The sequence below is a fragment of the Chryseobacterium sp. FG46 genome (assembly GCF_057809135.1).
This window is the reverse complement of the sequence record NZ_JBMDJJ010000030.1, coordinates 1-13,629: the sequence shown is the minus strand read 5'-3', so window position 1 is coordinate 13,629 and position 13,629 is coordinate 1. Positions and strand designations below refer to the sequence as shown.

The following is a 13,629-nucleotide window of genomic DNA, read 5'->3' as shown; positions in this document are numbered from 1 at the left end:
TTTAAGCACCAAAAGTAAAACAAAGCTTACCTCTGTGTGTTTACAAGATGATAATTCAATTTGAATTTTTATTAACACCCATTTATGTGAAATAATTAACACAAACAGGGTAGAAAAAATTTGATAATCCTGTGGTATATTATTCTATATCGTTTATTTCAGGTACCTGTTGAAAATGAGTAATTTGGTGGTGATAAATATTTTTTTATTATCATCTGTATTTAGTATCCACCGTACTTCTAAAGCAGTTTTTTTTTAAGAAAGTAGAATTACATATATTTTTTTGTGAGTTTTTGATATTAACCAACTATAGAATATAGCTGTTTTTTACTTAGTGTATATTGGGTATTAAAAGTTTACAGGATATACTATTGGGTAATTATACCAAAAGTATGTTAAATAAATTTGGATTATGACTAAAAAAAATCAATTATTCATAAAATAGGGAATCTCTTATACAACTTAAAGTTTATAGGATAAAATTTACAGCAGACACTGAAAAACTGACGATGAGTTACTAAAGATAAGTAGAGACAAAACTCTTTCAATATAAAATAAAAAGAGGTTAAAAATTAACCTCTTTTATTTTTCAATAAATCTGTTGTATCAGTTTCTTCTGCTCATCAGAATACTTAGAATATACCAGAATAAAAGCATAATGGAAGCAAAAAGCTGTAATGCCGCTCCTACATATTGGTTCGTTCCATACGAATCTTTCAATTTACTTGTCTGATATAAAATAGTAGCTGAAGCTAAAATCACCATTCCAACAGAGAACCACAATCCAAGGTTAAAACCGAAGATCATCCCTCCTACAATCAGTCCGATAGAAATAAACCCACCGATTACAATGATATTCCTTAAAAAAGAAAAATCTCTTTTAGAAGTGAATGCCACTGCAGAAATACCTGCAAACATCGCAATCGTTAAAGTAGCAGCCTGAAATATTACGTTGGTACCACCCGTCATATTCGTTGCAATGAAAAGCAGAGGCATAAAGATAATCGCTTCCAGCAAGATATAAAATCCTAATCCCATGTACTGAGTGGATTTACTTTGTGAAAGAGACCATTTGGAAGCCAATACAGAAGCTAACCAGAAAACTCCGATAATCAGCAGCCAGATATATCTCTGACCAAACATCATCGCAATAAGTTCTACCGGAACAGTTTTTAATAATATGGTTTCAACTCCAATAAATGCAAGAATCGATAAAGCAACATGCAAATACGTCTTCTTGTAAAAATTCGCTTTCTCCACATCCGAAGAATGAGCGACTAAAACATCTGTCATCATAGTTAATATTTTTTTTATTTAATCGAAAATAAGTTTATTTCGCAGGCAATATACCCAATATTTTTCCATCATCCTCAAAAACAGCCGTAATAGCTTCTTTCAAAGAAGATTCTCCTGCATATTTATATTTAATACTCGGATGATTGATTCCATCCATTGTTTTATAATATCCTGCTTTTAAGATTTCAAGCTTTTTATTGGGATCAATGCCATCTTTAACTTTTTTAAGAACATTATCCGTTACAATTTCCTTCACTTTCTCAGAAAGCAGCCCATCAATAGTCTTTCGGTCAGATGCCTGTAAAGCATCAATAAACTTAAGGAAGTTATCATTATACAAACTGATATTTTCCTTACTGATACTAGCCTGCTGCTCTTTTTTGGGTCCGTTTTCAACCTTTGCACCGGCTACTTTCTGTGCAAAAATCAACTGCCCGCCCACAAGAGCAAGTCCCAGCAATAATTTTTTCATAGTATTCATTTTGTTCTGGTGAAATAAGTGATGGAAGATACGAAAATCAGACCAGTTCTAAAAATTTCATTGTATCTACGTTATCTGCATACGTATCAAGTCCCGGATTTTGTGCTTCACCAAAAGGAATAGCATTCATTTTCAATTCCTCTTTTGCCACTACACACTGAATATTTTCTTCATTTTCTGCAATAAAGTTTTTCACATCATCCAATGATTCATATCTGCTGAAATTGATGACAGAAAGCGGGCTGAACAGCTTATCATCCTCTTTCAGCATGACAAAATTATTATCCCAGAACTTATCCTGGTTTAAAAGATAAACCGCTCTGTTATAATCATAATTGTTGGCATATTTATTATGGTTGATAATATCCTGGTATCCTAAGAAATTTTCAAACAATTTGTCTATCACAAAATCCTGCGGAATGAAAATTCTCGTCACATTTCTGCATCCTAATCCAAAATACTGGAAAATATCTTTCGCCAGAAGCTGCAATTCTTCATTCGTTTCGTCACCTTTCAGTACAGCAACAGAAGTTCTGTTTTTACGGATAATACTTAAATGATTCTTGAAATAATATTCCAGATATCTCGCTGTATTATTACTTCCCGTAGCAATAACTGCATCAAAATTCTCCAATTTTTCAACAAATTCAAAAGCTACATTTCCATTGGAAAGCTCATTCCACTTCTTTAATAAAAACGGAATCATATACTTGTCTTTTGAAGACAGCTTAATGACAGGAACATGATTGCTTACAACAACCGAAATCACATCATGAAACCCTACTAAAGGGATGTTTCCGGCTAAAATAAGTCCAACTCTTTTTGAAATTTTTGAGATTGAATAATTTCCAAGCCAGTTCTTAATGTTTTCTTCAGTGAGAAGATCTGTCCATTGCTGTAAAGCAAATTTCTGATTATCAATGGTAAACCACGGATTCTCTATTTCTGATCTTTTCAACAATAATTCAATATCAGAATCATCTTCATTGTGATCTTCCGGTTTCTTCGCTAAAAATGCTTTTATATAATCACTTAATTTAATAAGTCCTAAAACTTGATTTTCGGTATTCATAATTACTTTAAAATTGGGTAAAATTTTGTAATTTTGTGCAAATTTAAAAAAAATTAGCGATGGCTATTAAAATAACTGATGAATGCATTAACTGCGGGGCTTGTGAACCAGAATGCCCAAACAATGCAATATATGAAGGAGCTGTAGATTGGAAAGCTTCTGACGGTACGGCTCTTCAAGGTACAATTACTCTGCCGTCCGGACTTACTGTAGACGCCAATTCACCACAGGAACCCGTAAGTGATGATGTATACTTCATTGTAACAGATAAATGTACAGAATGTAAAGGATTTCACGAAGAACCCCAGTGTGCAGCGGTATGTCCTGTAGACTGCTGTGTGCCTGATGAGGATCACGTAGAATCTGAAGAAGCTCTTCTTAATAAAAAAGCATTCTTACACGGCGAATAAAAAATTCCGTCTCATTTCCGTGAGGCGGTTTTTTTGACCCAAAATCCAATAAATCAAAATAAAGCAGAAGGAATTTAAAATCCTGAAGCATCAAAAAAAATAAAATATGAACAAAAAGCACAACTTCAGCGCAGGACCATGTATTTTACCACAAGAGGTATTTGAAAAATCAGCACAGGCTATCCTTGACTTTAACGGTATCGGATTGTCTCTTCTTGAAATTTCTCACAGAAGTAAGGATTTCGTTGCGGTAATGGACGAAGCGCGTGCCATTGTAAAAAGATTGATGAATCTTGGTGATGATTATGAAGTACTTTATTTAGGAGGTGGTGCCAGCCTGCAGTTTGCAATGGTTCCTTACAACCTGATGAAAGTAGGAGGAAAAGCAGCTTACCTGGATACAGGAACATGGGCAGCCGGAGCTATTAAAGAAGCAAAAAAAGTAGGAACAGTGGATGTAGTTGGTTCTTCAAAAGAAGAAAACTATTCTTTTATTCCTAAAAATTATACGGTAGGTGCAGAATACGATTATTTCCACTGTACTTCCAACAATACCATCTACGGAACTCAAATGAAATCTTTCCCTGAAGTGGATACTCTGATGGTATGTGATATGAGTTCTGATATTTTCTCAAGACAGCTGGATTTTTCCAAGTTTGACCTGATCTACGCCGGTGCTCAAAAAAACATGGGACCTGCAGGAGTTACTCTGGTAGTTATCAAAAAAGAAATTCTTGGTAAAACAGGAAGAGAAAATATGTTTTCTATTCTGGATTATTCCCAGCACATTGCTAAAGAATCTATGTACAATACTCCACCGGTATTCCCTGTATATGCTTCTTTACTTACCCTTCAATATCTTGAAAGAAATGGAGGAATTGCTGCTGCGGAACAAAGAAATGAAGCTAAAGCACAACTTTTATATAACGAGATTGACAGCAACCCGTTTTTCGAAACTTTCTGCGTAAAAGAAGACCGTTCGCTCATGAATGTTTCTTTCAAAATTACAGATGAAAGCAAGAAAGAGGAGTTTGACAACGCATGGAAAGCAGCCGGGATCAGCGGATTAAACGGACACAGAAGCCTGGGCGGATACAGAGCTAGTTTATACAATGCTTTACCTATCGAAAGCGTACAGGTTTTGGTGGATGTAATGAAGTCAATAAAATAGCTTATATTAGGCGACCGAAAAATAAAAAGGATATCAGACAAAAGATGTCGGATAACAGACCTCAAAATCTAACTTCTGACACCTTCAATCTAACATCAATAAAATACTCATGAAAGTTTTAGCAAACGACGGAATTTCAAAAGCAGGAGAAAATACTCTAAAAGAAGCAGGAATTGAAATTCTCGACAATAGAGTGGCTCAGGATCACGTTATTAATTTTATCAACGATAATAATGTGGATGTTCTTCTGGTAAGAAGTGCAACGAAAGTAAGACAGGATCTGATAGATGCATGTCCCGGCCTTAAAATTATCGGAAGAGGCGGTATCGGAATGGATAATATTGATGTAGAATATGCTAAAAGTAAAGGTATCAAAGTAATCAATACCCCTACAGCATCTTCAAAATCAGTGGCAGAACTGGTTTTTGGGCACTTTATTTCATTGGCGAGATTCCTTCACGAATCCAACAGACTGATGCCTCTGGAGGGAGAAACTCATTTCAACGCCATGAAAAAGTCATTCAGCAATGCCTATGAACTTTCAGGAAAAACATTAGGAGTTATCGGCTTTGGAAGTATTGGCCAGGAAGTTGTAAAAATAGGAATTGCTTTAGGAATGAAAGTAACCGTTCTGACAAGAAGCCCGAAAACAGAAGTTCTTACGCTGAACTTCTTCGACGGGCAGTCTGTGAACTTTGAAATCACCTCCACCAATGATATGGATGCATTCCTTAAAGAGGCGGATTTCATCAGTATCAATACGCCGAAAACGAATGAGTATATTATAGATACCCCTCAGTTTGAAAAAATGAAAGATGGCGTCTATATTGTAAATACTGCAAGAGGAGGTGTCATCAATGAAGTGACCCTTATCGATTATATCGAGTCAGGAAAAGTAGCAGGAGCAGCATTGGATGTTTTTGAAAATGAACCGAACCCTGAACTACCGCTGCTGATGAACCCTGCATTATCACTTTCACCTCATGTAGGAGGCAATACAGTGGATGCGCAAGAGAAAATCGGTATCGAACTTGCAGAACAAATTATTAAGCTACAAAAAGAAACTATAAGATAAATATGCCTGTTTTTAAACCTTTCCGTGGAATAAGACCTCATAGAGACTTTGAGAGTACTTTCCCTACCCATCCACTGGATAATTTCACCCAGGAAGAGATCGCAGAGAAGGCTCAAGTTGAAAATACTTACATCAATATGATTAAACCTTATGTTGTAAGTAAATCCAAAGATATTGACCGAAACCTTCGAAAGATCCGTTCTACCTTTGAAGAACTTCTGGAAGAAAAGAAATTGGTCCAGGACAATTCGTCTTACTATCTTTATGAGCAGATCTACCCCAACAAACAAATGTTCAGAGGACTTCTGGGGTTGGCAAGTATTGAAGATTTCTGGAATGGAAAAATCAAAAGACATGAAAGTACCATCCCTCAGAAAAAGGAAAAACTGGCTCACTACCTTGAAAAAGTAAACCTGCAGGCAGAACCTGTACTTCTTACCTACCCTGCCAATTCAAAAATTGAATTGCTGATGAACCATGAGGAAAAAAATGTTCCTATCTTCAATCATGTGGATTCTATGGGGATCAGACATAAAATCTGGAGAATAGACAATCGTCTGAAGCTACAGCAGTTTAAAGAAGTTATTGATCAGATTGATTCATTTTATATTGCTGACGGACACCATAGAATCGGTTCTACAGCAATGAACGCCAAACATCATAAGGAGAAAAACAAAAAACATAATGGTACAGAGCTTTACAACTTTGTATATAGTTTCATTGTTTCCAACCAGTCGATAAAGATTCATGATTACAACAGAATCTTACATGATCTGAATGGTATTTCTCCGGCAGATTTCCTGAAAGAACTTGAGAAATATTTCCTGATTCACGAAAAAGGAGAAGCCTCATACTACCCTTCTCAAAAATTCCATATTTCAATGTATATGGATGGGAAGTTCTATTCTCTTCACGTGAAGCACGATCTTCGTTCCAAAGAAATGTCTCTGGATAATCTGGATCACCATCTTTTAGATAAGTATATTTTCAAAAACATTCTGAAAATTGAAGATCCGGACAGCTCTGAGCTCATCTCTTACGTAAAAGGAACGTCAAACATTAATGGAATCAATCTTTTAAAAGAAAAAGTAGACAATGGTGAAGGTAAGATTGGTTTCGGAATTTATCCTGTAAGTTTTAATGATATGATTAAAATTTCAGACCTGAAATTAAGCATGCCTCCGAAATGTACATTTATTGAGCCAAAATTAATTACAGCACTTTTAATGTACGATATGAAACCTTAATAAATTCCTATTTTTTCCCTACTTTTATCAACGGAAAAGATAAGTAAATAATAAATGAAAAAAATATTCATTATACTTCCACTCTTTTTGAGTGGATTTTTATTTTCTCAAAAAAAGCCACAAAAAAGCCCGGCAAAAAAAGGGACTATTGCCAGATTTAATTATCATGATGAATTCAGAAAAATTTCAGATGAAATTATGACCCACGGCACTGCTTATGATAATCTCGGGGAACTTACCAAAGGCATAGGTCCACGTTTCAGTGCAACTCCCGGATATGCAAAAGCCGTAGAATGGGCCGAAAAAAAGTTCAAAGAAATCGGGATTAATATGATCTGGAGACAGGAAGCTAAAGCACCAATCTGGATCAGAGGAAAAGAATCTTTACAGATAAAGGCGGGAAACGGAGATTGGAAAAACATCAGAATGCTTTCTTTCGGAAATTCTGAAGGAACAGGCGGAAAAGATCTAGTGGGCGAAATCGTTTTAATCAATTCCACATCAGAGCTGAATGCCATGTCAATAGGCCAGTTAAAAGATAAAATAGTTTTTGTGAATGTTCCTATGGACCCGAAAATTATTAATACAAGTGATTCCTATTTACAGACCGCAAAATCAAAACTAATTTCCGCTTCAGTGATTGCTAAGACAGGTGCAAAAGCATTAATCATAAGATCACTAACAACAGCCAATGATGATACTCCCCATGCCAAGATGATTTACTACGAACCTGATGATAAAGTTAAAATTCCCGCTTTATCAATTGGAGTAAGATCTGCAGATGAGTTGGAGAAGACATTAAAGAAGCAAAAAGTTACAGCCAAAATCAACATGACCGCCGAATCAAAAGGTGATACGACCAACCCCAATATCATTGCTGAAATTCAGGGTAAAAAAGATTCTAAAGTAATTGTTTTAGGTGCTCAGCTTGATTCTTGGGACGTTGGTGAAGGTGCAGTGGATGACGGAACAGGAGTTGTGCAGTGCATCGAAGTATTAAGGACACTGAAAGCGCTTGGATATGAAAACAACCATACTATCCGTGTCGTTTTGTACGCCAACAGTGAAAACGGAGGACAAGGCCGTGAGATGTATGCTGCTTATGTAAAAAAGAAAGAGGAAAAACATGTATTTGCCTTAGGAACTGATGCGGGAGGATATTCTCCACGAGGTTTCTCTTTGGACATGTCGCCTCAGAGAAGAAGACTGGTGTATCCCTGGAAAGAATATTTTCTTCCTTATGGGGTTTATGATTTCGACCAGACAGAAGCCATTCAGGATATTTCACCTTTAAAAAAACTGGATATTCCTTTAGCAGAACTTGTCGTGGACACACAGAGATATTTTGATTATCACCACTCCGAACAGGATACTTTTGACAAAGTAAATAAAAGGGAGCTTCTTCTCGGAGCAATCGCCATCACACAGATGATTTTTATGGTTGATAAAAACTGGTAACAATGAAAAAGATAGCAGGAACGGCATTCTTATTTTTCGGAATGGCTGTTTTTGGCCAGACTAAAGAAGATTCTATCCAGTTCAGAAAAATCTCAACAGAAATCCTGAACAACGGCAAAGCTTACCATGAGCTGAAAGAGAAACATATTTTCGCCTTGAATCTGATGCCGGAGGTTTTTCTCCAAGTGGAATGTATACGAAAACGAATGAACCTCAAATAAACCAGATCAAAAGATTGCTATTTTGACAGTCACCATACAGAACAGGATACTTTTGAAAAAGTCAACCGAAGAGAATTACTATTGGGTTCTGCGGTGATAACACAACTTATTTATATGATTGATAAAAATTGGTAAACAATGAAAAAGATACTAGGAACTTCATTATTGCTTTTTGGAATGGTTGCTTTTGGCCAGTCTAAAGAAGATTCTGTCCAGTTCAGAAAAATTTCAACAGAAATCCTGAACAACGGAAAAGGATATACAGAGCTGAAAGAGCTTACAAAAAATATAGGCCACCGTTTAAGCGGATCCGAGGCCTATGAAAAGTCTGTAAAATGGGCAGAACAGAAACTTCGTGATGCCGGAGCTGATAAAGTATGGCTTCAGGAAGTCATGATTCCGGTTTGGGTAAGAGGAAAAGAATCTCTGAACATTCAAACCTCCAATGGAAAATGGAAAAGCCTTAAAATGCTTTCCCTTGGGAATTCTGAAGGAACCGGCGGAAAAGATGTTTCCGGAGAAATCATCATGGTGAAATCTATGGAAGAATATGACAGACTTCCTGCTGAAAAAGTGAAAGATAAAATTGTGTTCTTCAACTACCCTTTCAGCCAGTCATTTGTAGAGACCTTTAAAGCCTATGGTGATGCTGCAAAATACAGAACAACAGCAGCTTCGTTAACCGCTAAAAAAGGGGGTAAATTTGCCATCGTGAGATCCCTGTCTTCTGCTTTTGATGATGTGCCTCACACCGGAGCAATGCGCTACGAAGATAAGGTTTCCAAAATACCTGCGGTAGCCATCGGAAGTACGACCGCAGATGAACTGGAGGCTTTACTGAAAAGCCAGAAAGTTACGGCAAAACTTAACTCCAACTGTGGAATGAAAGGAGAAAAACTATCCCATTCTGTGATTGGGGAAATCACGGGTAAAAAGGATCAGAGTGTGATTGTTGTTGGTGGACATCTTGATTCCTGGGATGTTGGTGAAGGTGCTCATGATGACGGAGCCGGAATTGTACAAAGCATTGAAGTATTAAGAACCTTTAAAAAGTTAGGCATTCAGAATAACCACACCATCAGAGTGGTCTGCTTCGCCAATGAAGAAAACGGAGTAAAAGGCGGAATTCAATATGGAAAAACCGTAAAAGAGAAAAACGAAAAACATCTCTTTGCGATAGAAACAGATGCCGGAGGTTTTGCACCGAGAGGAATTGCCCTGGATATGGATGATGCGAAAAGAAATCAGATCAAAAGCTGGTCGAATTTATTCCTTCCCTACGGAGTTTACAATTTTGAAGAGCGATTTTCAGGAACAGATCTTTATCCGCTTCACGACATGGGAATTCCAGCAGCCGAGCTAATGCCGGATTCTCAGCGATATTTCGATATTCATCACACGGAAGAAGATACTTTCGAAAAGGTGAACCGAAGAGAACTTTTACTGGGAGCCACTGCTTTGACCCAGATTATTTATATGATTGATAAAAACTGGTAAAATATGAAACCGTCTGTAAAGGCGGTTTTCTTATTCTAATATTATATGACTCTTTAATTCAATAGGAACGGGCTTTACTGTATACGTATATTTTTTAATCAATGAATTTCACATTATTCCATTAGTGAAATTTGTGGAAAAATATTGGTGTATTTGTGGTTCTTAAAATTAAACACAAAATACACTTGTGATTTCACGAATAACACAAATTCAATAGGAACAAACTATAGTCCTCAGCTTACACGAAGGAAGCCTGTTTATCTTTATAGAAATCTACCATCGGCTTTAACCAAAACATAGAACTAACTTCTTTAAAAAGCTGGGATCTTTCAAAAAAAATTACTCCAAAATCTACGTGATATTATTTCACAATCAGTAGTTACCTATTAAATGATCTTTTAAATATTCCTAATTCATTTTTTCATTATTCTATGAATGTTTTAAGTTACATAAAAATATAATCTCACCGTAATATTTTCTTCACTTCAGATCATTCAAGCTTAAAAATAGAAAATTTTTCTTTGTTTAAGGAAATAACAGATGAAAACACCCTTCACCACTTATCTCACCAATCCCGTGAAACAAAGTGTTAATCGCCAAAACAGAACTTTGGCATGATATTGGCATCTGATTTTGTGAGAAAAAATTAAAAAAACACTAAGGATGAGAAAAAAGGTTTTCTGTGGATTTTCAGTTTTTCCACCGATTCAAGTTCATATCTATTATATGAATCCTTTTTTTTCTACGATGCCGTAAAAGATACGGGTCCGTGATTAGCTAACCCCCGTTAGTTTTTCACAGCAATTTTGCACCCCGTATCTAACTGGTATCACAATAACCAAGAATCTTTATTGATTCGAAAAAACAAAAATATCCCGGACTTTGAGTCCGGTGTTATGATATAAATAAATGGCAAAGTCATCGTGAACCTTAGCCCAGTAAAGGAATTTATTCTTTTTACCGTGATGAGTGTGCCTTTATGCTATAAATTAATGTATAACCCTTAAAATGTTAGTAATGATGAGAGACTTTTTTGAAATGATTTTTAAGAGAAATGAAGATGCTGCAAAATTGCATATATGGAGCCTATTGCTGGTGTTGAGTTTTGCTGCATTTTCAGTGTTGGTATACGCCTTAAAACCAAGCTTTAACAGCTTAATTATATACCTGACGGCATTTGCCGCTTATATCGGGTTTGGCCTTGTATTCATCAGTTCTTTAGCGGGAACTCGTATGAAGAAAAGATAACAAAACATATAACTTTTCAATTTATTTTACTGAGAAAACCGTCCTTTTTGGGGGCGGTTTTTGTTTACAGCCTTGCCTCATTTTGTATTATAAATAACAATCCAGTAATTCCTAACAAAAAAAGCTACTCCTTCCAGAGCAGCTTCCGATAACAAAGTTATCTTAACATCGTAAAAACTTGTTATTTAAACAGATCCTTTCTTATTTCTTCAAGGATCTTCTTGATTTCTGATTTCTTCTTCAACCTTTTTCAACAGGCTCTTCTCTGAAAGGTCAGCAGAGGGCTTTCATTCCAAAGCCTTCATCTGTTTTTACAAATTCCGGATGCATACCGTGTTCCTTGCAAACTTCAGATTCTATTTCACTCTTTATCTGGTCATAATTCAGGTCAAACATATTCTTTTATTTTGTTCTTTTAAGTGCATGATAAAGATAGAAGTTATAAAGCCTTGCCGAAATCCGTATTTCTACGGTATTTTGAGGGAATAAAAAACCGTCTTTTTCGGGACGGTACTATTCAATGTAAAAATTATTGTTTATTCATTAGAACTTATCCAGAATTTTCCTGGGTAAGATCTTCACCAGTTCTTTTTTGTATTCCTTTTCAAGAATCACAAATTTCCATGTCTTTTTATCTTTTGAAACCGCACAGGCTTTCATAGTAGCGTTGATGAGATACGAACCTTCATTGGCCAGATATTTCACATTATTTGTACCATATTTGGCTGTTAAAGCACTGTTCATTTTCTTTTTCATCTCATCGTTTAATGAACTGACATTACATTTCAGTTTCAAAAAATAATGGGTAATGGAAAAATATTCACCGGTAATGAGTTCAGGTTTTTCAATATTTCCAAAATTTACATCCTGTACTTCAATTTTCATAAATGGATTATTGTAAGTCATATTTAAAATCTGCGTCATCTGCTCTTTTGAAATTATGGTGAAGAATTTGGGATATATACAGCTTACCGCCTGATCTATCTGTTTAGATTGAATACTGTTAACAAAATAAGTAAGCGACTTTTTTATCGTTGGGTCGTCAGGATTAGCCTTAGTCTGCGAAAAAGTCATCAACGACAGCATAACGAAGAGAAACAGAAGTAATTTGGTTTTCATTTTTTTGATTGTTACAAGTTTTAAGATTAATTTGTATCAGAAAAACAATTAGCCTTTCCAGATAGTAAATGGGTCGTAACCTGTACGCCAATCGTTACAGAATGTATTTAAAACCAATAAAAAAGCCATTCTTTCGGACGGCTTTTGATAATATCATGAAGATTCAATTATTTCACTTTTACAAGCTGAACATCGAAAACTAACCAGGAATTTGGCGGGATCACTCCTCCTGCTCCTCTTTCCCCGTAAACCATTGCAGGCGGGATCAATAATGAGTTGAAAGATTTTCCCTAAATCAAATCTTATCGACCCCCCCCGTTTTCCTCTGCTCAAATGAGAAATTATCCATTTTTCAACTTTATCTTTGCTTATGAGTTCCAGATTTTAGTCCTTTTAAATGCAATCCAAAATTGCTAATTTTCTGGATACTCTTTCTTTAAAAAAGTTTAAACAGGTTTAAATAAAAAACTACCCCTTTTAGCTACAACATATATACAACATACATCCAATGATGTACATTTGAAGTATATACAATTTATCAAAAACTAAAAAATATTAGCAAATTCGCAGGCTTAAAAATTACCCATAGCTGGTATAAAATAAAACACTAAAAAAGAATAGGATGATTTCGAAAAAATTATTAGTTGGTTTACTATTTGTGAACCTATCTCTCTTTGCACAAAAAGGTAATGTCGGTATCAATACCGCAAACCCAGGAACAACACTGGATATCAATGGAGCAATCACTACCCGCGAAACAGTTTTAATGGTGAGTGGTAATGCTGTTACCATCCCAAGCAATGTAAGTCAGATACAGCTTACCGGAGCAGCTACAGCTACAGTAATCGTTACTGCATTTGCGGCACCTAACCCTGGCCAGCGCCTGATTGTCTATAACAATACTACAGGAGGATTCGGGGCTACATTGAATGGAGTAACTGTTCCTAATGGCAAAATATTGGAATTTGTTTTCACTAATTCATTCTGGAGACCTACTACAGATGGTGCTGAAACCTCTCCCGTTAATATTTATACAGCAGATGGCAGTCTTTCAGGAAACAGGACTGTAAAACAGGGATCAAATACGTTAACATTTACCGGCAACAAGGTTAATGCTTTTTCTGTGGATGGAAATACAGTTTCTGTTGATGCGGCAAATCACCTTTTTGGTGTAGGAACAACTACTCCGGATACGAAACTGACTGTGCAGACACCGGATAATAGTTTTGGGATCAATCACACCAATGGTTCGATTAATCTGAAAACCTATATCGGGGGTGGAGCTGCCTATATGGGAACCGTTACTCCCAATGATTTTAATTTGACGACCAATA

13 protein-coding genes and 2 pseudogenes are annotated in these 13,629 nt (G+C 36.0%); 9 read left to right on the top strand and 6 right to left on the bottom strand.

The genetic code is table 11. From position 1 onward, the window contains the following. Window positions 1–606: 606 nt before the first annotated feature. From ACODR7_RS18255 to ACODR7_RS18245, 3 genes are read right to left on the bottom strand one after another with little or no spacing between them, the layout of a single operon-like run. Window positions 607–1,296, bottom strand: a complete 690-nt coding sequence (locus ACODR7_RS18255) for a Bax inhibitor-1/YccA family protein (RefSeq protein WP_488841290.1) — start codon at window positions 1,294–1,296, stop codon at window positions 607–609. Window positions 1,297–1,330: 34 nt separating this feature from the next. Continuing rightward, complete coding sequence (locus ACODR7_RS18250; RefSeq protein ID WP_488841288.1) at window positions 1,331–1,768, bottom strand: peptidylprolyl isomerase; 438 nt, start codon at window positions 1,766–1,768, stop codon at window positions 1,331–1,333. A gap of 46 nt (window positions 1,769–1,814) precedes the next feature. Next, entirely contained in the window at window positions 1,815–2,849 is a 1,035-nt protein-coding gene (locus ACODR7_RS18245; RefSeq protein WP_488841286.1) for an acyl-CoA reductase, read from the bottom strand. A 59-nt stretch (window positions 2,850–2,908) separates the two neighbouring features. Between ACODR7_RS18245 and ACODR7_RS18240 the strand changes: the two genes are divergently transcribed. From ACODR7_RS18240 to ACODR7_RS18205, 8 genes are all read left to right on the top strand, one after another. Then, window positions 2,909–3,259, top strand: coding sequence for a 4Fe-4S binding protein (locus tag ACODR7_RS18240; RefSeq protein WP_076594473.1), 351 nt, complete (start codon window positions 2,909–2,911; stop codon window positions 3,257–3,259). A 106-nt stretch (window positions 3,260–3,365) separates the two neighbouring features. Further along, entirely contained in the window at window positions 3,366–4,430 is a 1,065-nt protein-coding gene (serC, locus tag ACODR7_RS18235; protein WP_488841284.1) for a 3-phosphoserine/phosphohydroxythreonine transaminase, read from the top strand. A gap of 109 nt (window positions 4,431–4,539) precedes the next feature. Next, the gene (locus ACODR7_RS18230) at window positions 4,540–5,505 is read left to right on the top strand and encodes a D-2-hydroxyacid dehydrogenase (RefSeq protein ID WP_488841282.1); all 966 of its coding nucleotides are present in this window, start codon (window positions 4,540–4,542) and stop codon (window positions 5,503–5,505) included. Between the two features lie 2 nt (window positions 5,506–5,507). Continuing rightward, a complete protein-coding gene (locus ACODR7_RS18225) occupies window positions 5,508–6,752 on the top strand; it encodes a DUF1015 domain-containing protein (RefSeq protein WP_488841280.1) in 1,245 nt (414 codons plus the stop codon). A gap of 54 nt (window positions 6,753–6,806) precedes the next feature. After that, window positions 6,807–8,210, top strand: a complete 1,404-nt coding sequence (locus tag ACODR7_RS18220; protein WP_488841278.1) for a M28 family peptidase — start codon at window positions 6,807–6,809, stop codon at window positions 8,208–8,210. Window positions 8,211–8,212: 2 nt separating this feature from the next. Next, window positions 8,213–8,431 carry a hypothetical protein gene (locus tag ACODR7_RS18215; protein ID WP_488841276.1) on the top strand — a complete coding sequence of 73 codons (219 nt, stop codon included), beginning with the start codon at window positions 8,213–8,215 and terminating at the stop codon, window positions 8,429–8,431. A 138-nt stretch (window positions 8,432–8,569) separates the two neighbouring features. Then, complete coding sequence (locus ACODR7_RS18210) at window positions 8,570–9,928, top strand: M20/M25/M40 family metallo-hydrolase (RefSeq protein WP_488841274.1); 1,359 nt, start codon at window positions 8,570–8,572, stop codon at window positions 9,926–9,928. A gap of 1,017 nt (window positions 9,929–10,945) precedes the next feature. Beyond that, window positions 10,946–11,176: a hypothetical protein gene (locus ACODR7_RS18205; RefSeq protein ID WP_488841272.1), complete on the top strand. Its 231-nt coding sequence runs from the start codon at window positions 10,946–10,948 to the stop codon at window positions 11,174–11,176. Between the two features lie 273 nt (window positions 11,177–11,449). Here the strand turns inward: ACODR7_RS18205 and ACODR7_RS18200 are convergent, their stop codons facing one another. The 3 genes and pseudogenes from ACODR7_RS18200 to ACODR7_RS18190 all read right to left on the bottom strand — a co-directional run. Further along, entirely contained in the window at window positions 11,450–11,572 is a 123-nt protein-coding gene (locus ACODR7_RS18200) for a hypothetical protein (protein WP_488841271.1), read from the bottom strand. Between the two features lie 147 nt (window positions 11,573–11,719). Then, window positions 11,720–12,295: a hypothetical protein gene (locus tag ACODR7_RS18195; RefSeq protein WP_488841269.1), complete on the bottom strand. Its 576-nt coding sequence runs from the start codon at window positions 12,293–12,295 to the stop codon at window positions 11,720–11,722. A 167-nt stretch (window positions 12,296–12,462) separates the two neighbouring features. Further along, window positions 12,463–12,570, bottom strand: a pseudogene (locus ACODR7_RS18190) (FKBP-type peptidyl-prolyl cis-trans isomerase); the annotation flags it as partial. Window positions 12,571–12,917: 347 nt separating this feature from the next. On the opposite strand from ACODR7_RS18190, the pseudogene ACODR7_RS18185 reads away from it, so the two are divergent. Beyond that, a pseudogene (locus tag ACODR7_RS18185) lies at window positions 12,918–13,629 on the top strand (hypothetical protein); the annotation flags it as partial.

Coding starts and splice junctions, on each gene's coding strand:
- ACODR7_RS18250 (WP_488841288.1), bottom strand. CDS start 1,768: ATGAAAAAATTATTGCTGGGACTTGCTCTTGTGGGCGGGCAGTTGATT.
- ACODR7_RS18230 (WP_488841282.1), top strand. CDS start 4,540: ATGAAAGTTTTAGCAAACGACGGAATTTCAAAAGCAGGAGAAAATACT.
- ACODR7_RS18225 (WP_488841280.1), top strand. CDS start 5,508: ATGCCTGTTTTTAAACCTTTCCGTGGAATAAGACCTCATAGAGACTTT.
- ACODR7_RS18195 (WP_488841269.1), bottom strand. CDS start 12,295: ATGAAAACCAAATTACTTCTGTTTCTCTTCGTTATGCTGTCGTTGATG.
- ACODR7_RS18245 (WP_488841286.1), bottom strand. CDS start 2,849: ATGAATACCGAAAATCAAGTTTTAGGACTTATTAAATTAAGTGATTAT.
- ACODR7_RS18220 (WP_488841278.1), top strand. CDS start 6,807: ATGAAAAAAATATTCATTATACTTCCACTCTTTTTGAGTGGATTTTTA.
- ACODR7_RS18200 (WP_488841271.1), bottom strand. CDS start 11,572: ATGTTTGACCTGAATTATGACCAGATAAAGAGTGAAATAGAATCTGAA.
- serC (WP_488841284.1), top strand. CDS start 3,366: ATGAACAAAAAGCACAACTTCAGCGCAGGACCATGTATTTTACCACAA.
- ACODR7_RS18240 (WP_076594473.1), top strand. CDS start 2,909: ATGGCTATTAAAATAACTGATGAATGCATTAACTGCGGGGCTTGTGAA.
- ACODR7_RS18255 (WP_488841290.1), bottom strand. CDS start 1,296: ATGATGACAGATGTTTTAGTCGCTCATTCTTCGGATGTGGAGAAAGCG.
- ACODR7_RS18215 (WP_488841276.1), top strand. CDS start 8,213: ATGAAAAAGATAGCAGGAACGGCATTCTTATTTTTCGGAATGGCTGTT.
- ACODR7_RS18210 (WP_488841274.1), top strand. CDS start 8,570: ATGAAAAAGATACTAGGAACTTCATTATTGCTTTTTGGAATGGTTGCT.
- ACODR7_RS18205 (WP_488841272.1), top strand. CDS start 10,946: ATGATGAGAGACTTTTTTGAAATGATTTTTAAGAGAAATGAAGATGCT.